Below are 25,802 nucleotides of genomic sequence, written 5' to 3'. Positions count from 1 at the left end.
CGGCATGCACATATTGAGGGAAAGCGGTCGCAATGCGTGCTAGAAAACTGGCCACAATCACTGAGTGAAGTGCCTTGATCATATCTTTTTGGGGGTTGGGGTGAGGGTAATAGAAGTGAGAGCCGTGCGCTGTGATGCCCAATTCTCATTTACCCGAATTTTTCATCGGCAGTTTGGGAGTCAGTAGCACTCGATTTTCTTCTGAGCGCATACTACCTAATTTAAGGTATCTAATACTATCGCGTGTTTACGCGACACCTAGTCGCCCTTCTCATCATTTGTGAAAAGCGTCACGTATTTACTCGATATCAAGCCACACCTAGAGATGCGATACTTCAAAAGTAATGAACACCACATCCATGACGTTAAAACGACCACTCTGCACATTCCTTCTGCCCATCTTAGTATGCTCCTTAAGCCTCAATGCGTATGACTGCTGTGGCGACGCGGTGAAAGAAATCCTACTGCGTCAGTGCGAGCACAAAGTCACTCTAAAGCAGGCACACATGGGCAGCCTTGAGATTGATACACTCCTACTGGATAGCTTTGGTGCTCCACCTGAAAACATTCGTCAGTTTTACCTAGAAAGTCGAGCCGCTCTCGAAGCCGACAAAAACGGCACTTTCACATTGCCCGAGGTGCTCAAGGCTGCTCAGAAAAATGACATCGACCTCATGGGCGGGCCGATCTTAGGAGATATCACAGCTGAAAGCGTCGTCGTATGGCTACGACCAGCGACCAATGGTCCCATTGAAATCGATGTCACTAATCGCAAGAGTAAATACACGCAGCAATTCACTGCCGAATCGGTGCAGGAGGGCGTGGAACTACGCATCACACTCGACGGACTCTTTCCAGACAACTGCTACGATTACGTGGTCAAATCCGATGAAAAAGAGCTCGCAAAAGGTTCCTTTACGACTGCCCTACGAGCCTACGACAAAGGCATCACACGCATCGTCTTCGGATCCGACTTCCATAAAATCGGGGTGCACAATCCACAGCTGCTTCAGCAAATGCTCAAGCGTGAGCCCCTCGCTTTACTCATTATTGGCGACAACACAGTCGACGATCGCAAACGCGATATGAACATGCACCGAGCAGATTATTTACTACGTGACGTCTCGCAGCCATGGAGTGTCTTTGCGGCCAACGTGCCCGTCTATGCCACTTGGGATGACCATGACTATTATAATAATGATGTCAGCGGCATCGTCGGCAATCGATTCACTGAATCCGATCGCAAAGCCGTCCGCAAAGTTTGGCATCAGAACTGGAACAATCCCATACGTGAGGACGGCCCCGATGGTATTTACTTTAACACCCGTATCGGACCCGTTGAAATCTTCATGCTCGACACTCGCTCCTACCGTGAAAACGAACGACGTGGCGAATATACCTCCTACCTAGGTAAGACTCAGCAAGAGTGGTTGAAGCAGCGTCTCAAAGCATCCACAGCCCCCTATAAAATTTTATCCAGCGGGACGATGTGGAGCGATTATGTGACCGATGGCAAAGACTCTTGGGGCACCTGGGACACCGAAGCCCGCGAAGAGATCTTTCAATTCATCGAAGACGAAGCGATCAATGGCGTGTTACTCATCAGTGGTGACCGCCATGGCGCACGTGGGTTTACGATTCCCCGTCCCTCTGGCTTTAAATTCTATGAATTTGAATGCGGCACACTCGGCGGTGTCCCAGGCCCCAGCGGCATCGTCAAAGGCTGCGAGGAACAACTGTTCGGCTACAACGGGCACGATACCGTTGCCTTCGGCGAATTCGTTTTCAACACGGAGCTAGATGAGCCAACCGTCACCTTCCGCCTTATTCGCGAGAGCGGTGAGCTGATGGAAGAACACGTTTTGAACGACTCACAGTTGAGCACGAAGTAGTAACACACCCGTTGTAGCGAACTGGCGAAGCATTTCGACCGCAGTAACCTCAGCCCTACGCACAGAGCCGAAACCGCTTCGCGGGTTCCGCTACACTCAACAGCAATACATCCGTTGTAGCGGACTGGCGAAGCCATTTCGACCACATCAACCTCTACCCTACGCACAGAGCCGAAACCGCTTCGCAGGTTCCGCTACACTCAACAGTAACACACCCATTGTAGCGGACTGGCGAAGCCATTTCGACCACATCAACCTCTACCCTACGCACAGAGCCGAAACCGCTTCGCAGGTTCCGCTACACTCAACAGTAACACACCCATTGTAGCGGACTGGCGAAGCCATTTCGACCGCAGTAACCTCAGCCCTACGCACAGAGCCGAAACCGCTTCGCAGGTTCCGCTACACTCAACAGCAATACACCCGTTGTAGCGGACTGGCGAAGCCATTTCGACCACATCAACCTCGACCCTACGCACAGAGCCGAAACCGCTTCGCGGATTCCGCTACACTCAACAGTAACACACCCATTGTAGCGGACTGGCGAAGCCATTTCGACCACATCAACCTCGACCCTACGCACAGAGCCGAAACCGCTTCGCGGATTCCGCTACACTCAACAGTAACACACCCATTGTAGCGGACTGGCGAAGCCATTTCGACCACATCAACCTCTACCCTACGCACAGATCCGAAACCGCTTCGCGGGTTCCGCTACACTCAACAGCAATACACCCGTTGTAGCGGACTGGCGAAGCCATTTCGACCGCAGTAACCTCAACCCTACGCACAGAGCCGAAACCGCTTCGCAGGTTCCGCTACACTCAACAGTAACACACCCATTGTAGCGGACTGGCGAAGCCATTTCGACCGCAGTAACCTCTGCCCTACGCACAGAGCCGAAACCGCTTCGCGGATTCCGCTACACTCAACAGTAACACACCCGTTGTAGCGGACTGGCGAAGCCATTTCGACCGCAGTTAGAGGACTCCAATGCTCCAGCCTCAAAACACTCGCATTCTAAAGACCGATGCAAGCGCACCGTGTGTGGCATACATTTTCAGACGCAGACCGGAAGTCGTAATCGCTTCACTCAAGCACAAGTCATAACGTGCTCCATGGTGATCGCGCACTTCGGCCAACAACTTTCCGTCGGCATCCAATAGGTCGAAATCTCTGACCGTAAAAGGCACCACTTCTTCGGAGTGCGTCATTAAGACCGACTCCATGGGGTGATCCCAATCCGGATCGAACTCTAGAACCACGCGAGCAACCTGCACAGGCTGCTCCCAGTCGGCGCTCAGCGTCGGCTCGGCATCATCGAAATCAGCCACCCAGGCATTGACCGCATCCGTTGGGCGCGCAAAACCTGACGCGACCTGATAGACATCAAAGCCTTGCAAGGCTGGCTCAACAGTCATAGCTAGATTCCGCCCTTCCGGACGGCGCTGCGGCAACCAGAACTCAAAGCGATCGATCCCAATACCCTCCGGCGGGTTTTGCACACTGGATGTGGCGACTTTGATGTTATACTCCGCCGAAACCGAGAGCACACCCGTCAGACGCTGCTCACTCTCACGCACCGCAACCTTAGCATTCTGCTCTAGTTTAATGAAGTGATAGCCCGCTCGATCGATCGAAACAGGGAAAGTCAGCGAAACTGTCTGCACACCCGCTACAAGCGCTATAGATTGCTCGGCGAGACAGACGTCTGGGGTAAAATGCTTTGCATCAGACGACCGCATCAAAGCAAACTCCAGCGTGGTCGCTTCGCTCGCGTCTACTTCAAAACTGAAATCCGGGCAGTCTCCCGCCGCTAAGGGCAACAGCATCGCAGTCGCAAAATCGAGACACTTCCAACTCTCCCCGCCTTCCAGTCGGCTGAGCTCAAGCGTCGAGCTCGCACTTAAGCTGGCCTGTGCTGCGAGATCTTTTGTATCCGAAATTTCAATACCTGGAAGATATTGCCCAGCACGATCTAGCCGCGTCTGCAACTCACGTAATTCCTCGCCGCAACTGACATCGCGCGGCAAGCAGTCGTGCGCCTGACAAACCGCTGCTGCGGTGCCGACACCCACCCCACCTGCGGCGCAGGTCAACATGACACGCGTCGAACCAAAGGCGACGTGCGTCGCACTGATGATACGTCCCGCGAGAAAGAGGTTATTGATGTTACGGCTATAGTGCGCCCGCAGCGGCAAGCTATAAACACCTTTCGAGTGCCACTGCGTGCAACCAGACTTATCCGAATACACGCCATCGGCTGGATGTAAATCTAACGCCCAACCACCGTGAGAAATACAATCTTCAAAATAAGTCTGCTCAACGACATCCTGCTGCTTGATCATCACATCGCCCTCAAAGCGGCGGCTCTCACGCTTGCCAGGAATATGCCCCACCCACTCGAGGGTCAGGTTTTCGGCTTCCGGAAACTCACCAGAGTTTTTGATGTAATCCCACACACCGTAGACCACCTTCCAGAGCTCCCACTTAATGTCTTCGGTCTGATGCACGGTATCCATACGTCCGCCGTATTCAAACCACCAGAAATTGCAGCCCTGCATATTCGTCTTGATCTGACGGTAACGCGGAATCTCTTTAATCTCACGCAGCGCCCAGCTCGGCGCCTTATATTTCACTGGCTCGCCGACATCTTTAGAGTAGAAGTAAATCGAGTGCCCGAGTAACTCCCCGTAGCTTTCATCGGGCGCAAAGCCCTCGCCGAACTCTTCCTTGGTTTCCGCTCCCATACGGAAAGCCGCACCCGCCATAAAACCGACAATCCCATCGCCGGAGGCATCACAAAACCGCGGTGCTTTCAGAACGTAGCGGGTTGAGTTCTGCGCACAAAAGGCAATCACCGCCGAGATGGTGTCCGGATCACTTTTCTCCACCTCGTAGGCAGCAGTATTGAGCAGCAGCGTGAGGTTTGATGCTTCGTGGCATTTCTCCAGCAGAATGGTGTCAAAGATTAAGGGATTCCCCTGTCGGTTACGATACAGGTTCTCTTCAAGGATCTCGTTGACCAAGCCACCTTCACGCGACCAGCGATTGTTATTACCTAAGTGCGAAGTCGCCCCCAAAGCCCACAGGCGCACTTCGCTCGAAGCATTACCGCCAAGAATCGGTCGATCCTGCACCAGCACGACTTTGAGGCCTTCGCGTGCAGCAGAGATCGCGGCACAAGTGCCCGCCAACCCGCCGCCAACAACGACGAAGTCGACATCATATTGAATTTCTTTCAGCGCGCGGCCTGAACTTGGTTTTTCAATTATCATATGAATTTATCTCTAAAATTACACGGTCTCACGCGCCTTGCGCACAGCGAAGAAAATAGTCCCGGCGATCACGAACAACACCACACCAAACCCAGCAAGGATGCCGTGGTCTTTTTCGTTCACAAAAATGAGTGAAAACATCATCAGCCCGCAGACTACGAGGCACCAAGCCACGACCTTTGCTGCGACCGGATTGGAATGTGCTGCCGCCTCTGGCGACTCGGCTTCATGCGCACATGACAAGTCAGCAACGGCTTGCCACCCCGTATCGACGCCACGACTACACAGTTCAACAATCGCCAGCACACTGACTGGGAAAATCACGCCAACAAAGGTCTTGAGGAAATTGGCATTCGCCGCGACCCAATCATTGAGCGCGGCCATTGCCTCCATACCGCTGAACCAGCCATCGACACCAAAACCGAAACGCACCAACGCCCCGAGTATGAATCCGCTCAAGCCAGTGATCCAAACGGCACGCCCGCCAATTCGCTTGCTAAAGACTCCCCACAAAGATGGCGCGAGCAGCGGCACCACCATCAACTCGGTGATACTTATGATTAAATTCTTAACCTGCCCCAACTTCTCGATCTCCAACGCAATGACGATCAAAACGGCCCCCAGGATGATCGTAAAAATACGCCCGGCATAGAGCAGTGACTTAGGGGTGCATTTCTTCGCCAGCGGCTTGTAGATGTCATTGGTCAAGACACCGGAAAAGACATTGAGCTGCGAGCTGACCATACTGGCAGTCGCCGAGAACATCGCGGCCAACATGAGTCCGACCATGCCAATCGGCAGCACCGACTTACAGGCGAGAATGTAGGCTTGCTCGGCATCCGCGCCCGGATTCGATACACGATAAATCATCGGCGGCAGCAGCCACAAGAGAGGGCTGACCAAATAGAGCACGCCAAAGAGGAAGGTGCTCTTACGGGCATCCTTCTTCGTCGGCACACAGAGGAAACGTTGCACGAAGGCCCACTCCGCACCAATCATGAAGAAGTGAATTGCCGCCCACCCAGCGAGGAAGAACACGGTGTATTTCTCTTCCTTCACTAAATCGAAGAACCCCTCAGGCGCTGCATCAATAAAGCCACCCAAACCACCAACCTGCGACAGTGCTAGTGGCACCACGAATAACACGGCTAGATTGAGGATAATGAACTGCAGCACATCGGTCATCAACACCGCCCAGAGCCCGCCGATCATCGTATACAGAACGACTACGGATCCAAAGATCAGGATGGCCCAACGAAGCGACAAATTGCCTGTTTCCGGATCACACAGCGGGTTGCTCGGATCCAGTGGCATCAAGGCCACTAAGATTTTTGCCAAGGCATAGAGGGCCGCCGCCGTGCCGACGACACGCAGCACCATCATCGCCCATGTGTAGAAATGCAAGGCACCTGCCCCAAAGCGTAAGCGCACGTATTCGGCAGGCGTCCGGATGCCCATCGCCTTCCAACGACCTGCTACAAAAAAACCAACCAGCAAAGCGGCGACGCCATACATGAGGTTAATCATGACCGCGACCATACCGACGTCGAAGGCGATGCTGCCCCAGACCACAAAAGTGTTGGCCGAGAACATCGTCATAAACGCACTCAAGCCACTCGCCCACCAAGGCGACTGCCCACCGGCACTGAACATATCGGACGAATTCTTAACCAGCCGCCCAAGCATCACACCGAGTAATACGGTGCCCAGTAGGTATGCGATTAATACAGTCCAATCAGCAGTCGCCATAATCTATTTCTTGAGAAGTTCAGGAGTGGTCTGTGACGCATCAAAGCGAAGGTAACCCAAACTGATACACCAAGCGGCGCCATAATTCACCCAACCTTCGGGGTGACGATACGCCCCTTTAGGATTGAACGGATACATTTCCGAACCAGGCAGACTGGAGATCGTGCCACGGCAACGCTCTAGACGCGCGCAGCGATTATTTGGGAAAAGCTTCGGCCATCCACGTTCGACTTCAGGGAAGCCCTTCTCGGGATGGGCGGGAGCCGCCGCGATGCGTGGGTTGCGACCAAATATGTTGTCAACCGATGCGGTCGATAACTGCTCAAGGCGAGACTTGAGCTTGGGGTCTTCCACCACCCAAGAAGCAGAGAGAAATATGGCAGGTGAGGCGATCAAGTTACCTAAATCATTCATCGAAGGAATCGTCCAGTGAGCCCCCATGTCATAGCGACGTAAGTCCCAGAGATTATCCGAGCGACTGACAGCAACTTGCGCCCATTCCGTAATTTTTTCCTGCAATCCTGCAGGCGCTTGCTTTGGATATTTCTGGAGCAACCAAACCAGATTCGGGATGGTGCGGTGCTCGCTCATGCGATGCCCCTTGGTCGTGCGTGGATCGTTCCAATCGAGGTTCTCGATGATCCACTCGGCCTGCTTGACGGCGGCGTTTAAATATTTGTCCGCATCGGCTCGCCCCTCACTTTTGGCCACTTCGTGCATGATCAGGTTTGGCACGATGGAATGACCCGGCGCATGACGACCTTTAAACGGGTGGCGCTTATCCGGCCGGGTGGACGGACCCATCACATCTTCCACTGTATTGTAGCTGGCGGGATCCCACCACTCGCTTATCTCCAGCGAACCGTCCCAATTTGCAAAGCAGAAGTCACGGCACTGCTCATAGAACGATTGCGGTAATTCATCTTTTAAGAGCGGCCAAGCCCAGAGCACATAAGCGACCTGCTCCACTGTCTGCGGATGTATCTGCCCCGGCAGTGGATCGCGACTCGGATCCCGCGTTACAGGGTGGTTCAAATAATAGCCCGCTCCCCAGTGAATTAGCTTGGCGACATCCGATGCACCGGCAAGCGGCGGCTCCATCCCGTAGTAGTCTTTGGTCGCCTGCAACGCCCCTCCGTCACTCGGTTCTTTTCGGTCCAGCTTGAAGCCAGACGCAAGCATGCGGGTCTGCTCAGCCTGCCAATCAATCTGATGCGGCATCGCATTCACCAATTCCGGATTCGCGGAGTAAAAAAGTGCCAACGCGGGGATGATCGCATCGTAGTAAACCCCATCGCGCCACGGACAACCGCCATAGGCCGTTGCAGACGTCCCAACTACACTGCGTGAGTCGATGAGGAAATCGACCGCCGACTGCCAGTAGTGCTCTTCGTAAATAGCTTCCCGAATCAAAAACGGATCACTCTCGTGCGCCTTCAATTTGCCGCCTGTTACCGTGACCACATAATGCGTGTCGCTATCCGCTGGACGGAAGTCGCTAAAATCGCCGATATGCGCTTGGATTTTCCCCTCATAGAGCACCTCTGAGCGACCCACTGCAGTGATGCCAAACGCTACACCATCCCCTGAAAGTGGTGCGGTGAAACGTTTACTAGCAGCCGTCTGATACCCGACTTGATTCAACGCGATCTGGTGGATCGTCGAATCCAATGCGATGTCGCCAGTTGTCTTCTGAGCCTGACTCTTCTCGACAAAAGCGCCCTCGGCTTCATTGGAGTCATACACCGCGATTTCACGCACTCGCCCAAAGCCTCCGTCCAGGACTTCCAAGCGAAGCTTCGTTACCGCTTGCCCGGATAGATTCACACGACGCGAGCTCTCTGTATTCTTACGAATCTTGCCCCCCTCGACCGTCACCCACGCTCCATCGATCTCAAGACTGAGATCAAAATCCGCCAGCACCGACTTTCTATCCGACTTCCATCCAGACAACACATCCACTGCTTCGACCGTAACCGGCGCGGGGAAGGTAATTTCAATCCACGGTGTTTTGTCGCCCTTAGCAGCTAACCAACGCGAGGCATCGCTTACAACCTGATCGAGCGCTTTTTCAGCGTGATAGTCTGCTTGATGGCTCGAAGCGATTGCCGTAGCCCCCTTAGCGAGGTTCACATCAGTCGCCAGTGCACTGGAGGTTCCAAGCAACGTAAAGGCTAACATTAAATGGGGTATTTTTTTCATTCGTTTGTAGTCGAGGTTTAGGAGATCAGTCGTTCGATGGATTCTATGGATTCAATACCCCGTGTGGCAATCATAACGGAATGCGAGCGGAACCTTAAGTTCCTTAAAAAACGGGCTGCCTGGTAAAACCAGACAGCCCGTTTACCCTATATTAACCCTAAAAATTCTTCAGAATAAAAGCCCTTGGAGATAAAACTCTAAGCGCGGCGTCGGCGAATCATCACAGACGTCAATGCTAGCATACCTGCAAGCAGTGCGTAGGTGCCCGGCTCGGGGATCGCCTCAATCTTAACGTTATCAATACCGAACCGCGCGTTCGTCGTATTACCACCCGAGAAGCTAAAACTAACTTGGAGGTTTTCGCCGACCGATGAAGCTGTGCCGACGATCGTGGGCACAGTGACGTCTTCAGACCACACGTTCGAATAATCATCACGAATATACTGCGCTGACCCCAATACCACATCTCCAGCACCGGCATTGTAAAAGAGCGACGCTGTAAGGGTTCCAATGAGTGTGTTATTATTTTCCAGTCTGCGAAGGTCAAAACTCAGGTCAAACTGGTCGTCCGACTGAATCACGTAAGTGGTGTCTTTTGAAATGGTGGCAGACACGCCGCTGCCGGACCATGCATAGTTGTCAGGATTTCCAAAACCAGAGGTGGACAAATTCCATGCGCCACCTGTTTCAGTCCAGCCGTTCGCATCCAAGCTTGCATCTGATGCCTCAAAGCCGTCGTTTAAGACAATGGTAGGGGCCGCTTGCGCGAGCGTGCCAGCACCGAGGAAGCTAACTGCAATGAATAATGATTTAGTAAGTGTGCTCATATAATTTCTGTTGGGGTGAATTTAGAAGTTTCTGAAAACAGTTTTTGAGAAACTTCATCGCATAGCCAAACACGCTTTTGACTTTACCTATAAACCAACAGGGCATTCTATCTACACTATGCCCCAGAAACAGATCACTCAAAAAGACATTGCTGAGGCACTCGGCCTGAGCAAGCAGGCGGTATCCCTCGCCCTGCGCGGAAGCCTTAAAGTATCCGAAGCCACACGAGAGAAGGTCAACGCGAAGGCAAAAGCCTTGGGCTATCAGCCTGACCCCAGCTTATCGGCACTGGTCAAACTTCGAACCGGTTCAGGTAAATTTCCCACGCGATGGAATCAAGTCGCCCTCGTCCACAACTGGCCGACTGAGGCGGGCTTACAAGAGTCTTGGTTTTATCGGGAATGGTTAAAATATTTGCAGGATGCAGCGTCAGCTCGTGGCATCGCAGTCAAAGAATACTGGCTTGGCGCTGGCGGTGAACATACCGCGAGTGTTTTACGCAAGCTCCGAGCATGTGGCATCACCGGACTCTTCATCGCTCCCCCTCCACAGATTGAGAACCCCGAAAAAATCGAAATTCCCACCAAACAGTTTCAAGTCGTCACCTTCGGCCCCGAGCACATGTATTCGGAGCTACACACGATCCAATTCGACTACTACGAAAACTTGAGGCTGGCTTGGGCCACACTGAGCCAGCGTGGTCATCAGCGTATCGGACTGGTATCCGCCACCTACCAAAGCCTACGCACGGGTCACGCTTGGCGCGCGGCTTACCATATCGAAAAACTACAATCTGGCTGTGAACCAGGCCAACGCATGCCTCTGGAATTGGAAAACGAAACCGGTCAAAGCAGTTGCAACGCCTACCTTAAGTGGGTTCAAGCAAACGATTGTGATGCCGTCATCAGTAGTGTCTATGACGTCGAAGCATGGAACCGTAAGCTGAAGTTGCCTCCAGAAGTCGCCATCTTCAACGTCCGCAAACCCGAACAACAAGGCATCGACATTAATATGGAGCAGATGGCCGAAACCGCCATCGAGCTACTCCTCTTTGAAATGCAACGCTCTCAGCTCGCCCACACGAAACACCCCTACCGGATACACATTCCCGGAAAATGGATTGATAAACCTAGATGCGGCAGTTCGCATGGGCTCTGATTCTTTAACCGTTAATGGGCGTTCATTAACGTGAATCCGTCCCACATCATAGTGCACTCAAATCGTATGACACCACGGTCTAACTTTACTTCCAGCATACTGGAAATCTCACAAAAATCCTATGATGCCAATTCGGGGGAAATGAACAGACTTCATTGGGAAATTAACAAATGATTTAAAATTAGCGATCTTTACAGTTTGCGTTCGACCCCTCGCCCCCTTTTTCAGTCCCAATTTGGCTCCTACTGGTCTGCGCCACCGCGACATCAGCCAAAGACCTGCTTACGTAGTGCTTGGATGACAGCGATATCCCCCCAATGTGCGCCTCCTCGAAGTGCATCCACCTTCGGTGGGTGCGTTCGCCCCCGCTCTACTTGCCAATTCGCGGCAAAGCCACGCACAAATTCGGCAGACCCCAAAATCACACCGTCGGTAAAATAACGCACCCGGCAGCGTAACATCACCGCCTTCGACAAATCGCCTTGCTCGTGTTCCAGCACCTGCACCGCCTGCTGCGACTGCCGAAACTTGTGCGGCAAAACGCAGGCCGCGCTTTATTGACTCACTTTTAATTTGAGGAACATGCTTTCTGAGGCCATCTCAACGCGGCTTGTCACGGTCTTGATGCCATTCACTACCGGAGAGGGTTCCACGACTTCTATATTATTCGTCTCCCAAAGAGTTCCAGGAACCAATTTGCTAGATGAGACCACCTGGTAAACAAGCGACGGGTCATCCATACGTTCATTATGAACAAAATAGAAATAAGTGGCCCCGTCTTCTTCTACGGAATAATGCTTTGGTGAAATACCCCCTGCATCATGATTCGTAGGATCCCCACCTAACGCATATTCCATCAGATTAATGATCCCATCAGAATCAGAATCCGATTGGGTATCATCTCCGTCCAAGCCATGACTTGCCGCCCAAGCAGTGAAGCCTGTCGTCTCATAGGATTCGAATAATTGCTGAACGGCACTGCTGGTCAATGCGCCATCATACAGACGGACCTCATCCATCATCCCGTGATAATAAAGGTTATTCACCCCACCGATCGATGCGGATGTGACGCCTGCCATCGGCTCCACTTTTCCCGTTCCACTTTGCCAGAGCGCTCCATTCAGGTAGATTGCCATGATTCCGGTGGCGGCATCCTTCGTAAAGACCCAGTGATTCCATTGATCTTTATATTCATTTTCAGACGCTTTTTTAGAAATTCGATCAGCGGTGGTGCCATTATAGCCAGCATCCCAATAGATAATTGAGTTGCCATATGGCAAATGAATATTGACCGCACCTCCGGCACGAAACGCGACATCATTAACAGGCTGATTCGTCGCTCCATACGCCCAGAATGATATCGTTATTGCCTGATTAATCTCTGAAAATGCAGCAGCAGGAATGGTTACATTACCCACGCCTCCCATATCCAAGGCACTCCCTTTCACACCATCCGCAACCCAAGTTGCACCGGAAAGGGTTCCATCATAATTTCCAACACTATCGGTAGCCGTGCTACCGCTTACATCATCAAATTTCCACTCCGCCAGAAGCGTAGGTCCACTATCAGGATCCGCATCGGGGTTCATCAGTTCAATCTGTGACCAACGACCGCGCGACCACGCTGTCCCCGTGCCTTCAGCAATTTCCCCATTCGTGTCGGTATTGGAGTCAATCGCAATAGTATCACTATTCTGCAGCGAAATATTTTCCCACGTATGCAGGTTGGTTTTACGATCCAGAGCCGAGCCAGGACCTATATATGGATTTGTGTAGGTCGCGACCACAGAACCATTCACCAGCAATCGATAAGTCGATTCCCCGTCCTCTTCGGTCAGCGTGGTAATACGAATATCGTAAACCCCGCTAACGCCACCGAATGTGCGGCTTGCTCGTGCAAACAAGGTGCGATTGGCCTCTACGGAAGCATCAATAGCCAAACAGCTATTGGCCGTATCCTCATAATAAGGAACAGCTCCCGCATCGGTCACCGGAAAATCTTCCAAGGCCACATATGTAGTGTCTTCAACCGACGCAGCCCCCACAACTTCTGATTCTGCCAGCGTCGTATCCTCCGCATCGGCTATTGCGACAGATGTTTTTCCGAAAACAATGCGGTCCAACCGGAAATACTGTGAGCGACCAGATACGACCAGTTTATAGGTTTCACCCGCTTTAAAAGTATAAAGGGCTCGAAGCTTCATACCTGCTGCTTCGAGTTTAGCTCCATAAGACCACGTGAACTCGAGCTCATTGGGTGCGTATACAAAAAATTTATTATCCGCCTGCAACACATCCAGCGGCGCGTTGCTCCACTCCACATATTCCGCGTTGGGCCCCGCCTCATAATCTCCCTCGACACGAATATAGCAGTCATTCGCGACATCGGTGCGATCATCAATCGTTTCACGCGCGCCACGAAGATGGATCCAATATGTCCCCGCCGTGTTTATTTTAAAGGTGTATTCCAGCTCCGCAGGTGCTGGCACACTATACGTATTAGGCCCGACAAATTCGAGGTAACCATCTCCCGTATAGTCATTTTCGAGTGCCGTCGTTTTTAATTCCCACTGGCCCAAATTAGACGGCGTATTCTCGACCTCCATGACCACCAATCCGCCACTTTCATTGTAATATGTATCACCGCTTGGGGTGACTCCACCATCGCCATCTGGAACCACATAGCGTGCCCAGAACGCATCGAGATCCATCACATTGGCTTCATCGTAAAATATCCACCAAGTTTCAACCGTATCGGAGAAATCAACGCCTCCGACCTTGATCGAAGGATTATTATAAGAGGAGGCATCAATCAATTGCTCGGCTTCGACCCACATGGCTTTAAAGGATTCATTCGCAGATGCCTTCACATCGGTCAAATAGGACGTCTCTTCCGAGGTAAAGTTTGGCGTCCAATAAACGTTCGTCGTGACCGGATCTTGATTTCCATCATCTAACTTTACATACATCGTCATCGCCTGCACATAGGCTAGGTCTGTTGCATCCGTGTTCCATTGATTCCAATTGCTGTGCTGAACGACCGTCACCTTGCTCTTAATTGTCGCTGCAGGCACTCCATCTGCGATCAGCGCCGCCACCCAATCTGCGGTGATATCGGATTGTCCCGCTTCCTGAACCCACACAGCTCCACCGTTATTTAGCACAGCCTTTGCCTCATCTTTAATCCGAGTAACAGATCCAGCCCAATCTGATTGAGCATCAGTCCACTTCGTATTCTCCGCCCCAAAAGCCATATTAAATAAATCGGTGGAATCAATAAACACATACGTGTCGAGCTGAACTCCGTAGGCCCCCGCAACCCCATAATAATTTACCCCGGAAAAATCAGGATGAGCCAACATGCAGCCCAGTGCCGCCTGCGCGTGAATATCATCGGTATCCGGCTTTGAGTCAAATTGAGCAATTAATATATCTTTGCTCTTGTCAAAATACGTTCTGGCCTGAACCACCGACAGTGCAGTGATCGCACAAAGAATTATTAATAACTTCATCTTCATCTTGTCATTTCTTCTTTGCTAATTTAACTTCAGTGATTTTTGAGGATTTCTCTTCTGATTTATGCTTACTCATTTATTAAAATCAAAAAAAAGCAGTAAAAGCCGTTTACCGGTATCTCTTTAACCTAATTTTCGACGTAAACGTGTTTTTCTTTGATTTCACCAAAGGCAAAGGATTCCACATGCCCATCCACAAATGCCGCATTGCCGCGGCCATTATGTCGAGTGCTGAAACTTGGATTATCCAGGGATGCCCCATAGCTCGTAAAACTTGAAGGAGGCAATGCAGTATCAGCTGTCGCGGGGTTATAGACTCCACTACTCGCAAAGTAGCCAAACCCCCAACCGCTGGGATAGCGTTGACCAGCATCCGCCACTAAAATCGTTTCACTCGGACGCTGCACCTTGATAGTCCGATAGGGACTGGGCTTGGTCCCATCATCCTTAGTTCGCGTGTCCGGTATCAATGTTGGGTTCCAGCCATAAGCGTGCGTCGTCTTCATTTTCCCATCTACCTCTAAATAGTGCTCAGCCGAGGGGCAATTGATCAGCTCAATGGATTGCTTAGAATTCTCATCATCAATATAGGGGCGTAATTGCTCAAACCATGGTATTTGAGAATTGGCCTCAGTTTCAGCATTCAGTCCATGGTAATTCCCAGAATGCCCCGTTGCATACATATTCGCAGCCACGGCCAACTGCCGCAAATTACTCACACACTTTGCCTGATTCGCACTTTCACGAACCTTACCGACTGCGGGTATCAGGATCCCTGCGAGAATGGCGATAATGGCAATCACCACCAGTAATTCGATGAGTGTAAACGCAGCGGCTCTGCGGAGATGTGAGGAACGAGGCGAAGTAAGAGATAGAGTAGTCATCATGTAATTGGGGTTCGAGGGTATTATTTAATTCATAAGCTAAATTAACGCACTGGTATTGCGGTTTCGGAATAGTTCCCGCGCGTTTTATTCTTGGTCAACTTGTCGACCACTTCTGGATAGCTCACGAGGAAGTTATTCTCATCGATGAGATTGATAAAGACATGTGTGGATCCCACTGGAATTTGAGCAGACACCTTGTTTCCGGGCAACAAGGTCGCCGGCGTGCGAAACCATTCCTCATCAGGCGCTCCACCGTTCAGAGTATAAATTAAATTCGCACGCACGACTTTGGCACCATTCTCCTGATAAGTGAACCCGACATAATCACCCTTCTGCTCAGCAGTTAACACAATGCACACCGCTTCTTTGTTAGGCAGTGCATGTTTGAAGTGCGGATTGTAATACGGATAGCTCGCCTTCATCTCTTCGAGAATCACCGTCAATCGTTGATTCATATCCTGTGCTTTTTCGGGCATCGTCTCGGCTAAGTTGTGAGCTTCTTCAATGTCCCCGCGCTGCTGCTTGCCGTCTCGTGTCTCATAGAGACGGAACAACTCAAGCTCGGGCGAATTCGGATTGCCCACATGATCATAGTTACGGATTAGCTTGTAGTCACCAATGCGAAGGGTGCTTTCCAACGCGATACTATTCGGGAAGTGCCACATCATGGTATCACGCACCCGGCCATCTGCTTCGCGCACCAGTGATGCATCTGTTGGATTCTTCAGCAACAAGGGGCTGAGGTCACACCCATCCAGATGCTTATCCGCAGGTTTATTCGAACCAGTGAGCGCGAGAATCGTCGGATAAAAGTCGAGACCGTTCACCATGACATCCGACTGAACGTCTGCTTCAATACCAGGGCCAGTGATAATGAATGGCACACGTGTGCCCCCTTCCATCGCAGAGATCTTGCCTCGATCGAGCGGATAGTTATCCGTAATGATCTCACCGGGATGTTGCTCCATACCACCATTATCGGACGTGAAAATGAGATAAGTGTTCTCGATCAACATGTGTCCCGGCCAACGCGGATCTTCAGTTGTATTCAAATAGTTCAGCAAACGACCGACATAGTAATCGAGCTCTTCGACCATCGCACAATAAAATGGATTCGTCTGTCCCTCGCCCTTCCACTCCTTCGGGTTCTCCGGCAATTCGACACCGAGCTTTTTACAATATTTATCGAGTAGCTCTTGGCTACGCGTGTGAATAGGTGTGTGCACCAACCAAGTCGCATAATAAAGGAAGAACGCTTGATCCTTGTATTCTTTAACGAAGTTGATGGCGTCCTCGCTATTCTGGTGATAGGGATATCCGTTCTCATCCAGCTGATAGGGGTCGCCTGCTTCACGAGTCGCGAAGCCTTCTAAACGATTCGGCATACGCCTCGTCGTGCCTAAATTGTGGCGGGTATAATCGAAGCCCTGATCTTTAGGCTGGGGATATGAGCTGTGGTCGATGGCCATGTGCCACTTGCCGCAATGCCCAGTGACATAGCCGTTTTGTTGCAAGGCTCTAGCGAGTGTCATCTCGCCCTCTGGCATACGTCCACTATACCACGGCGCCATCATTCGATGGGCGGTTTTATTGTAGGCCGTCGGCGGACCTCCACCAACGACATGCGTCTTTTGTGCACGAGCCGGATGATTCCCGCTCATGATCGCACAGCGTGACGGCGCACAGGTCGGCGCGGGTGAATACCCTTGCCAAAACATCACCCCTTTTTGCGCCAAGGCATCGATATTCGGCGTCTCCATCGGCGAGGGCTCATCGATGTCGTAGCACTTCACATCTTGCCAACCTAAATCATCGGTCAGCAACAACACCACATTGGGCTGCGTGGGTCGGGGATGGCTAGCGGCCGCTGCAAGACTCGAAAGCAGCACAAGGCTGCAAAGCGCGAGAGGTAAAATACTTAGTTTCATTTTTAGACAATTTGAATTAATAGAATAGAGCTAAGGGTCTTCACGAATTGAGGCATGGCAGAAAGTCAGCGCGAACATTCCTAAGCAGACCGCCCGTTAATACTATCATTTGTGAGTTAAAAAAAGACCGCGCTCTGCAGCGCGGCCTTTACCCTGAATCATATAACCCTATATATGAAAAACAGCCTATCTGCGGCCCTTCCGACAGGCTCAGGCGCGACGGCGCATCGCTACGGATCCGAGAGCCAACAGACCACCAAGCAGCGCGTAGGCGCCGGGCTCAGGAATCACCGCTAGCGCGGTATTAAAGGCAGTTTCGTTAAACGCTTCATTTGTAATAACGAAACCATCAAATACAAAACCATTTTCGCGGGGAGCCACAGAAAAGGTGTGAGCACCAACTGTTAAAGCCTGAGTTCCCCCAAGCTGTATATAGTTGGCGAGATCAGGAGTCCCTGTGGCAGTAAGTGTGTTAAAGTTCGCATTATCTGTCGATACAGCATCAAAAGCTGTATACTGAAAGCTGTCGTTAGCATCAGCATCCTGTGTCGAACCTGCGAAGTCTTGTAAATCAGGTATGATATATCTTGCCCATAGAACATAATCTCCCGCCTCAGCAATCGTAACGCTAAAATCGGCGCTTCGTGTAGCGTCCACTGCAAACGAGTTACCACCAGTTGCCATGATCGCACTGCCTCCACCCAGAGTTTGCGTATTGAGCGGTGCGTTAGAGCCATCAATGGTTGCTTGGGTTACCGTAAGGAAATCCGAGGCGCTAAACGTTCCTGATTCCGCTTGGACTCCGATAATGTCAGCTTGAGCTGACGAAAACGCTGCAAGCGAGAGGAGCAAGCCTACCAGCTTTTGATTCTTTAATGATACTTTCATAGTTCTTTTGGGTTGGTTGATTTTTATATGTGCTCCTTAAGGAGGTTGAGTTGACGCAGTGATACTACTAACAATTCCACCATCCGTCTGTCCCTCATTAGAGGGACAAATCGCATTTAATTGAGAGCAAGAGAATGAGCGCTAACTATTTTTTCTCTCTTGGGTGTCATGGCTGCCCTCCAGCGAGGCATATTTTGCGCCTCGGAAGGGCTGCGCAGACTTCCGGGCAACGGGGCCGTAGAACTAAATCAATATCACGCTAGGACACGCTGCACTAAACAAAAAATGCGGCTGAATCAGCGAATCGCGACTCGAACGACGGCCGCACTGGCAGGAGGCATTTTGACCTCGAGCTCATCACCCTGGATGACTCCGAATTCGGACAGTGGGGACCATTCCCCATCCCAAGTCCCATCCTCGTTGATCTGCACTCCACCTAAGGTCACATCTGCTGAACCACCTGCAATATCATTGTTGCGTCCTCTCAAAAAGATAATTTCCGCCGTAGCAGCATCCACCGCGGTATCCAGCTTGATCTTTACCAGCTGTTCTTCGGCCTCGTCGCCATGCTCTTTATTGATAAGGGTCACGGCCACGAGATCATCATTCAAAGTTGCGTAAACAGCCAGATCTTTGGCAGAATTTTCGATCGGCAACATCTTTCCATGGCCGCCAATATCAAACATTTTCATTCCGTAAGCCAGCGGACGTGCCTCGTAACCGTTACCACTGGTAACAAAGACCGCGTATTTGCACATGCCAGCTCCGCTGGTTTTATCACCAGTGTGGAAATCAATCCCCTCGGACTCATGCGCAGCCCACCAACAGAGATAGTCTAAGCCCCATAATGCCGAGGCGTAACTGTCACTGACATCTTTTAGTCCACTCATCGAAAAGCTGTTACTCTCGGTTAATCGATACGAGACGTCAGCATCGGAGAGCGCTTGAGCCTGGGTAATTCTCTTATAAACATTTCCGTATTTCGTGTGCAATGAAGAGGATAACATGAGTTCACGCGATTCGACTTCGTTCTTTGGAATGAGCTCTTCCCCTTTGGCTCTGCGGGGATTTTCATACGCGCAGCCGAAAGGATAAAAGTGTCGAGCTATTTTAACCAGTGGACCGGTGCCGTTGCTGAATTCACGGACCATGTTGTTGTCCAACTCTTCGTTGGGATTATGATCTGGGCCGGAAAAGACTGCTTCGGGATATTCCGCAACAATTGCGTCACGAATGGCTTTCCATTTGGCTGAATAGATATCCCAGTCTTTATAATAGTAGGGCTCATTGCCGATCGCAAAACTGTCTAGCACATCAGGGTATTCTGCGCGGATAAACCTGGCTGCCTTAGCGGCATAATCGATGTTAAAATTGGGGGCTTCCGGCTCTCCTTTTTGATTCGTGTCCTTCAGACGAACAGAATAGATGACCTCTGCCCCAGCGGCCTTGGCAAATTCGAAAACGCTGGCAATTTGCTCTTCATTCGCACCAGTCTTCTTGGTGTAATCGAGGGTGTTGCCGCCGAGACGTAGGTTTTTGATACCCAGTGTTTTGAACATGGCAACGAGCGGCTTGTTATCAGGACGAAAATAAGGAAGCTCACCGTTTTCCGGCTCCAGCAGCTCGATTTCATAACTCACACCAATGGAGGTCGGTGAGATGACATGCCCAGGCTGACTGGTGGTGACAGATACTGTCACCGGGGCAGGCGCAGCATTTACAGTTACCGATAATAGAACACTACAGAGGCTAATCACATTTCTTATTTTTTTCATTTTCATTCTTTATGGTTGCTCCTGAAGGGAGGCTGATTCGACGTCATGACATTACTAACAGCGCCACTATCTGTCTGTCCCTCATTGGAGGGACAAACGGTGTTTAATGGGGAACCCGACCTCCCACCTGCCCCCCATTTCCTCTTGCACAGAAACAAAGAACTGCACTGACTCACACAGGTCGACCATCACGGCGACATCGTCCCACTCCCCCGAAATCCTCAATGCACCTCACTGCCCTCCTGTTTATTTACAGCGCGCTCCTGATGACCAGCATCGCATCTGCTACGTCGGTGTCGACGGCAGCGCCGATTAGCGAATGGTCAGTGAATCAGCTAGAACAGAGATTGGAGCATATTGACACCGAACTCGGACAACTGGCACGGTTCAGCCTGCGTGCTGGCATGGGATCCATCGGTTATCGATCCTTCAGGCATCTGACGCCGGAGCAGACCGAGTGGGTGCAAATCGATCTAGAAAGTGAAGCTGCGATTGATCAAATTGTGCTGGTTCCGACGATCTGGCATGACGCAGTCACTGGCCATCGAGCCGACTGCTTCCCACTACAATTCCAAATTCTGGCAGGCACCCACGAAGACAGCACTGGCAGCGTGATCGCATCTTTTGATGCAACGGATCACCTCTTGCCACGTAGCGCACCGCTGATCGTCCCATGCGATGTCAAGGCGACCTGGGTGCGGATCGAGACCTCCCTACTTTCTCCGGCTGCCTTTGATGGTAAATACAAACTGGAACTGTCGGAAGTCATGATTTTTAGCGGCGAGGAGAACGTCGCTTTGCGACAAACCGTTCAAAGCCCATCCAACAGCTTTACCTCTATCTCACGAGCAAGCAACTATCTGGTCGATGGCTTTGTCCCCTATGTCATGCATTCTGGTCGAGGCCTTCATAGCAATGCCTATATCGGCCAAGTCGAACCGGACACCGCCCCAGTCCTCTCGCTTGATTTGGGCGAAACTTACCCACTCAACCGAATTCATCTGCATGCGGTCGACCTGAACGAAAACAGCCCCCAGTCCCATCCTAGCGATTTTGGCATTCCCCGACACATGATTCTTGAAGGAGGTAATCTGCCCGACTATTCGGATGCCTCGCCTCTCGTCGAATATCGAATCAACTCCGCATTTGAGTCCGGCCCCGTAATCATGCGAAATTTCCCCAAGACAGCCTGCCGTTACGTGCGACTGCGAGTGATCACACCTTACCACAACAGTCGGGACAATTCCGACAACGAGCTGGTGGGCTTTGCCGAGATTGAACTCTTTTCGGAGGACCAGAACGTCGCACTCGGCAAACCGATCCAATCCAACTTGAGTGTAAGCAATACTGGCCGATCTCTAGTGAGCTTAACCGACGGCCTCAATACGTATGGATATATCCTGCCGATCCGTGCGTGGATCAACGAACTGGCCCTACGCCATGACTTAGAAGTTGAACGACCGATCATTGCCGATGAGTTAAACCGACGCTATGCGCTTCAAAAAACTCAGCTAAAATGGGTCAGCTGGCTAGCAGCACTACTGGCAGTCGGCATTGGATTTACGATCCTGATCGATCGCATGCTGCAGATCAGGAAAATCATGCAAGTGAAAGAGCGTTTTGCGGCCGATCTACACGATGAACTGGGTGCCAACATTCATACCATCGATATGCTCAATGAAATTTCCAGAGACACCGACTCCCAAGAAGAGCGGGATATGCTCAGCGACCGGATCTCCAAGGTGACTGAGCGCACCGCTACCTCGATACGCTATTTTAGTAACATGCTTGCAGCAGACCAATTCCACGTCGGACTAGTCGACGATATGCGACGAGCGACGGAACGCATCGCAACCAACATTAAATACGACTTAACGGTCGAAGGTGCCGATTCACTCAACCAACTCAAACCGCTCATCCGAGCCGACCTGTTCCTATTCTACAAAGAAAGCCTGATCAACATTATACGCCACTCAGGTGCGACCCAAGTGCGCACTCACTTAGAGGCCACTGCCAGAGAAATCCGCCTCACCATCAGCGATAATGGAATCGGCATCAGCGATTCAATCGGGAACGAGGCTCCAGCAGCACTCAAGCGCCGAGCGCACCTAATCGGCGGGAAAGCCACAGCCCAACGCACGCCTGCTGGCGGCACCACAATCACCTTAATACTACGCCCGCGTCGCCGTCCTTGGAGGAGAACAAAACTATGAAACAGCCGATACAAATCATGCTAGTGGAAGACCACCCAGAATACCGCGAGTCCCTTACGCTCGCTCTGAACCGAGAGACAGATATGCAAGTCGCAGATCAGTTCGGCACCGCAGAACAAGCCCTGCGCCACCTCCAATCACTCCCAAGAGCAGAACAGCCCGACCTCGTGCTGCTGGATTTGAATCTCCCCGGCATGAGCGGTCTAAAAGCCCTACCTTGGCTTCAACAATACGCGCCTGACGTAAAGACAATAATCCTCTCCCAATCCAATCAGGAAGCCGATGTGCTCGCCGCGATCTCTGCTGGAGCGGCAGGCTACTTGCTCAAAGGAGCTAAGCCACAGGTAATCTCAACAGCTGTTCGCGACGTCATGGCTGGCGACGCACCGCTCGACCCAAGCGTCGCGAAGTTCATACTAAATATGATGAAAACAGCGCTGCCAAAAGAACCTGTTAAAATTTCGCTCTCTGATCGAGAGATCAAAACGCTTGTCCTACTAAGCGAAGGTCTCCTCAAAAAAGAAATCGCGAACCGACTCGGAGTGACCCCTCACACCGTTGCCACCTTCATTAAACGTATCTACGAAAAGCTCAACGTAGCCAATGCCCCAGCAGCGGTTAACCGCGCTTACAAAACTGGCATCCTGCCACTGGAGTAATTCTACCGTTTGGATTGCTCCACCCTGAAACACGATCACTGGTGAGCCCACCCCAGACAACAGAAAGCGCTACGTCATCGAAACCTGCATCGATTTGAGCCGAAGCAATGAGATCATAAGGAGCAGCAAGCACAGATGAAGCTGTGCATGCAACGGCGAACAAGGACAAAATTATATTTCTCATCGTATATTTAATTAACTGTTAATAAATTAGTAAGCTTTTAGCATAACCTAATTCAGCTCGCCCACACCAAACACCCCTACCGAGCGCAGCGACACTTTATTATGCCCTTGGGTGCAACCGAAGGACGAAGCCATTTGGCGAGCGTCTAAGACGCCATAAAACACTGATGCTCAGCTTCTAACTCCTTCCTTCTGACTTCTAACTACTCTTTAAAGGATGATATACAAAAAAAGGAACCCTGATTTCCTAACCGCTTATTGTCGCTAATTTACGCTTATCCAGCACGACGTGTCACAGAAATTGAATCTTTAAAATAAGCGTCCATAAGCGACGGAGGTCTGCGACTCGACTGAGCTCGCCGAAGTCCGGAGATGGCGAAGCAAAATAAGCGGTTTGTTCTTCTCTTGCCCAGCGGGCACCCAGTTCATCACCCCTTCGGGGCGGTTCGCCATCTACGCTCTTTCGCGCTCCGTCCAGTCCGCTGGCCTCTGGGAATAATTGAATCGAATGAATCCACATACTAACCACTCTGAACGAATCTAAAAAGTCCCACTAAAATAAACCTCAATCACTCCGTAGCGCCGAACCCGATTGACCAGCCCACAGGTATATCCAGACGGCGCACTCAATAGATTTCGCTTCCGCTCATCTATCGAGTGGCCTCCACGTATATTACAGAGTGCTTTTGTTACGTGTGTAATCTTGGCATATACTGCCGCGCATGATAAATTGTGATTGGTGAAATTGAAGCATCTAGCGTAGGGGTGCTGCTTGCCGTTTCGACAGGATCAAGGCCCAGAGCTTGTCGAAGGGCGGCACCCGCGAAGGCAGCTAAAGTTTTACAACTTCCTATGTGTGTGGCCTTTGCGCGGTCTTCGCCAATTCGACAAGCTCATGGTCTCAGACAAAGGAAAGCCCCTACAGCAAGATAGCGAAATAGCATGAAGGCGCTTTTCACAAATCATGCTGCGCGTGAGTATACCACTAAGTATAACTGACAAAAGGACTAGTCAAAAACTGACCAATCCCACTCATCCATCCAATCGATTGTGCAACTGTTTTCCTTGAATTGGATCGGCAACCAAATGTATTTCCATTTGCACTTCGGTTAATCTTCTAATCGTTAACGTTGACTATCCCTTACGCCATCTGACGCCATCAGCTGTTTCAACTGAGCGTCCATCGTAGCCGCTTTTTCAGGATGCGCAGTAATGAGATTATTCTGCTCCGAAGGATCCTCCGCCAGATTATACAATTTCCTCCGAGACACTTTCCGGTCCGCAATGTATTTCCATTGCCCTACCCGTAAGGCACGGGTTCTACCCGCTTCTTGAATAGCAAACGGAAGGCCCTCAGAATCATTGCCGAGAAATGCGGCCAGACTGTTGCGACTGTCACGCGCCTCGTCGGCAGGAACCTCCAAGTTGAGCAGCGCAGCGAACGATGCAATGAAATCAATCTGATTTACTAACGCATCAGAGGTGCCCGGCATAATTTTCGCAGGCCAGCGCACGATAAACGGCACGCGGGTGCCACCTTCATAAATCTGATATTTCCCGCCGCGATACATCCCCGAACCATCGTGTCCGCCATCCACCTCTTTACCCGATTTTTTCACCGTGGTTCCGTCATCATAGCCATCATCGTAGACTGGTCCGTTATCACTAGAAAAAATCACGATCGTATTATCAGTCAGACCATACGTCTCCAGCGCCTTCAAAATTTCGCCAGTCGACCAATCAAACTGCACCATCGCATCACCACGATAGCCTAGTTCAGTCTTACCCTGAAAACGAGGATGTGGTGCGCGCGGCACGTGAATATCCTGCGATGCAAAATAGAGAAAGAAGGGCTCATCCTTATGGGCTGCGATATACTCCTTAGCTTGCTGCACAAACACATCGGCCATCGTTTCATCGTCCCAAAGCGCCGCCTTACCGCCCGCCATGTAGCCGATACGCCCGATACCGTTAATGACGCTGTGGTTGTGACCGTGCGTGCTTTGATAGTAAGTCATCGCAGCCTTGTTCTTTTTCGCATCTGGATACTGGGTGCTCCCCGGACGATTCACTTCTCCTGGCGACTTTCCGACATAGAGCGGATCGGACGGATCTAAATTGACTACGTAATGCCCATCCAGATACACGCACGGCACACGGTCGTTAGTTGAAGGCAGTAAAAAGGAAGAGTCGAAACCGATTTCCATCGGGCCAGGTTTCACTGCTCCGTTCCAATCCGTCTTCACGCCCTTCTGCCCGATACCAAGGTGCCATTTACCCACGACCCCTGTCGCATACCCCGCCTGCTTAAAGAGCTTCGGCAAGGTTAGGATTTCCGTGGAAATACTCAGTGGAGCATTTGGCGGCAGGATGCTAACATTGTCACGAAAGCCATGAATGCCTGTAAGCATCGAGTAACGCGAGGGCGTGCAGGTGGCCGCAGCGCAGTGTCCGTCCGTAAAAACCAATCCTTCTCCAGCAAGTTGATCGATATTCGGAGTCGGAATCATTTCCGAGCCATACACGCCAACATCACCATAGCCGACATCGTCACCATAAATGATGACAACATTCGGTTGTTCGACGGCCCAGATCGCAGTAACGACAATGGAGAGGCAAGGAGCTAAAAGGTTTTTGATATTCATGT

At 51.2% G+C, this 25,802-nt stretch carries 15 protein-coding genes; 4 read left to right on the top strand and 11 right to left on the bottom strand.

Annotation, left to right across the window (positions count from 1 at the left end; translation table 11 throughout):
* The first annotated feature begins 344 nt into the window (after nt 1-344).
* A complete protein-coding gene (locus GZZ87_RS18645; RefSeq protein ID WP_244648199.1) occupies nt 345-1,892 on the top strand; it encodes an alkaline phosphatase D family protein in 1,548 nt (515 codons plus the stop codon).
* Between the two features lie 1,004 nt (nt 1,893-2,896).
* On the opposite strand, the gene GZZ87_RS18640 is transcribed toward GZZ87_RS18645, so the two are convergent.
* From GZZ87_RS18640 to GZZ87_RS18625, 4 genes are all read right to left on the bottom strand, one after another.
* Nucleotides 2,897-5,170: an FAD-dependent oxidoreductase gene (locus tag GZZ87_RS18640; RefSeq protein ID WP_162025851.1), complete on the bottom strand. Its 2,274-nt coding sequence runs from the start codon at nt 5,168-5,170 to the stop codon at nt 2,897-2,899.
* Nucleotides 5,171-5,188: 18 nt separating this feature from the next.
* Nucleotides 5,189-6,919: a sodium:solute symporter family protein gene (locus GZZ87_RS18635; protein ID WP_162025852.1), complete on the bottom strand. Its 1,731-nt coding sequence runs from the start codon at nt 6,917-6,919 to the stop codon at nt 5,189-5,191.
* A 3-nt stretch (nt 6,920-6,922) separates the two neighbouring features.
* On the bottom strand, nt 6,923-9,121 hold the full coding sequence (locus GZZ87_RS18630) for a discoidin domain-containing protein (protein WP_162025853.1): 2,199 nt from the start codon (nt 9,119-9,121) through the stop codon (nt 6,923-6,925).
* A gap of 197 nt (nt 9,122-9,318) precedes the next feature.
* Nucleotides 9,319-9,948, bottom strand: a complete 630-nt coding sequence (locus tag GZZ87_RS18625) for a PEP-CTERM sorting domain-containing protein (protein WP_162025854.1) — start codon at nt 9,946-9,948, stop codon at nt 9,319-9,321.
* 118 nt (nt 9,949-10,066) lie between these two features.
* On the opposite strand from GZZ87_RS18625, the gene GZZ87_RS18620 reads away from it, so the two are divergent.
* Nucleotides 10,067-11,107 (top strand): LacI family DNA-binding transcriptional regulator, encoded by a 1,041-nt coding sequence (locus tag GZZ87_RS18620; protein ID WP_162025855.1) that lies wholly within the window; start codon nt 10,067-10,069, stop codon nt 11,105-11,107.
* Nucleotides 11,108-11,373: 266 nt separating this feature from the next.
* On the opposite strand, the gene GZZ87_RS18615 is transcribed toward GZZ87_RS18620, so the two are convergent.
* The 6 genes from GZZ87_RS18615 to GZZ87_RS18590 form a co-directional block, all read right to left on the bottom strand.
* Nucleotides 11,374-11,646 carry a hypothetical protein gene (locus GZZ87_RS18615; RefSeq protein ID WP_162025856.1) on the bottom strand — a complete coding sequence of 91 codons (273 nt, stop codon included), beginning with the start codon at nt 11,644-11,646 and terminating at the stop codon, nt 11,374-11,376.
* A 15-nt stretch (nt 11,647-11,661) separates the two neighbouring features.
* Nucleotides 11,662-14,619, bottom strand: coding sequence for a LamG domain-containing protein (locus GZZ87_RS18610; RefSeq protein WP_162025857.1), 2,958 nt, complete (start codon nt 14,617-14,619; stop codon nt 11,662-11,664).
* Between the two features lie 131 nt (nt 14,620-14,750).
* Nucleotides 14,751-15,509, bottom strand: a complete 759-nt coding sequence (locus tag GZZ87_RS18605) for a DUF1559 domain-containing protein (protein ID WP_162025973.1) — start codon at nt 15,507-15,509, stop codon at nt 14,751-14,753.
* 41 nt (nt 15,510-15,550) lie between these two features.
* Nucleotides 15,551-17,437 (bottom strand): sulfatase, encoded by a 1,887-nt coding sequence (locus GZZ87_RS18600; protein ID WP_162025858.1) that lies wholly within the window; start codon nt 17,435-17,437, stop codon nt 15,551-15,553.
* Nucleotides 17,438-17,647: 210 nt separating this feature from the next.
* A complete protein-coding gene (locus GZZ87_RS18595; protein WP_162025859.1) occupies nt 17,648-18,325 on the bottom strand; it encodes a PEP-CTERM sorting domain-containing protein in 678 nt (225 codons plus the stop codon).
* Between the two features lie 296 nt (nt 18,326-18,621).
* Nucleotides 18,622-20,100, bottom strand: a complete 1,479-nt coding sequence (locus GZZ87_RS18590; protein ID WP_162025860.1) for a hypothetical protein — start codon at nt 20,098-20,100, stop codon at nt 18,622-18,624.
* Nucleotides 20,101-20,324: 224 nt separating this feature from the next.
* Between GZZ87_RS18590 and GZZ87_RS18585 the strand changes: the two genes are divergently transcribed.
* Both GZZ87_RS18585 and GZZ87_RS18580 read left to right on the top strand, forming a co-directional pair.
* Complete coding sequence (locus tag GZZ87_RS18585; protein WP_162025861.1) at nt 20,325-22,313, top strand: hypothetical protein; 1,989 nt, start codon at nt 20,325-20,327, stop codon at nt 22,311-22,313.
* Nucleotides 22,310-22,972, top strand: a complete 663-nt coding sequence (locus tag GZZ87_RS18580; protein WP_162025862.1) for a response regulator transcription factor — start codon at nt 22,310-22,312, stop codon at nt 22,970-22,972. Before GZZ87_RS18585 ends, GZZ87_RS18580 begins: the two co-directional genes overlap by 4 nt.
* Nucleotides 22,973-24,279: 1,307 nt before the next feature.
* Here the strand turns inward: GZZ87_RS18580 and GZZ87_RS18575 are convergent.
* Nucleotides 24,280-25,800 carry an arylsulfatase gene (locus GZZ87_RS18575; protein ID WP_162025863.1) on the bottom strand — a complete coding sequence of 507 codons (1,521 nt, stop codon included), beginning with the start codon at nt 25,798-25,800 and terminating at the stop codon, nt 24,280-24,282.
* Nucleotides 25,801-25,802 lie beyond the last annotated feature (2 nt).

The sequence above is a fragment of the Lentimonas sp. CC4 genome, assembly GCF_902728235.1.
Lineage (GTDB): Bacteria > Verrucomicrobiota > Verrucomicrobiia > Opitutales > Coraliomargaritaceae > Lentimonas.
The sequence above is the reverse complement of the archived record's forward strand: the minus strand, read 5'-3'. Positions and strand labels throughout refer to the sequence as shown.

Coding starts and splice junctions, on each gene's coding strand:
- GZZ87_RS18610 (WP_162025857.1), bottom strand. CDS start 14,619: ATGAAGTTATTAATAATTCTTTGTGCGATCACTGCACTGTCGGTGGTT.
- GZZ87_RS18640 (WP_162025851.1), bottom strand. CDS start 5,170: ATGATAATTGAAAAACCAAGTTCAGGCCGCGCGCTGAAAGAAATTCAA.
- GZZ87_RS18630 (WP_162025853.1), bottom strand. CDS start 9,121: ATGAAAAAAATACCCCATTTAATGTTAGCCTTTACGTTGCTTGGAACC.
- GZZ87_RS18590 (WP_162025860.1), bottom strand. CDS start 20,100: ATGAAAAAAATAAGAAATGTGATTAGCCTCTGTAGTGTTCTATTATCG.
- GZZ87_RS18620 (WP_162025855.1), top strand. CDS start 10,067: ATGCCCCAGAAACAGATCACTCAAAAAGACATTGCTGAGGCACTCGGC.
- GZZ87_RS18605 (WP_162025973.1), bottom strand. CDS start 15,509: ATGATGACTACTCTATCTCTTACTTCGCCTCGTTCCTCACATCTCCGC.
- GZZ87_RS18645 (WP_244648199.1), top strand. CDS start 345: ATGAACACCACATCCATGACGTTAAAACGACCACTCTGCACATTCCTT.
- GZZ87_RS18600 (WP_162025858.1), bottom strand. CDS start 17,437: ATGAAACTAAGTATTTTACCTCTCGCGCTTTGCAGCCTTGTGCTGCTT.
- GZZ87_RS18575 (WP_162025863.1), bottom strand. CDS start 25,800: ATGAATATCAAAAACCTTTTAGCTCCTTGCCTCTCCATTGTCGTTACT.
- GZZ87_RS18595 (WP_162025859.1), bottom strand. CDS start 18,325: ATGAAAGTATCATTAAAGAATCAAAAGCTGGTAGGCTTGCTCCTCTCG.
- GZZ87_RS18580 (WP_162025862.1), top strand. CDS start 22,310: ATGAAACAGCCGATACAAATCATGCTAGTGGAAGACCACCCAGAATAC.
- GZZ87_RS18625 (WP_162025854.1), bottom strand. CDS start 9,948: ATGAGCACACTTACTAAATCATTATTCATTGCAGTTAGCTTCCTCGGT.
- GZZ87_RS18585 (WP_162025861.1), top strand. CDS start 20,325: ATGCACCTCACTGCCCTCCTGTTTATTTACAGCGCGCTCCTGATGACC.
- GZZ87_RS18635 (WP_162025852.1), bottom strand. CDS start 6,919: ATGGCGACTGCTGATTGGACTGTATTAATCGCATACCTACTGGGCACC.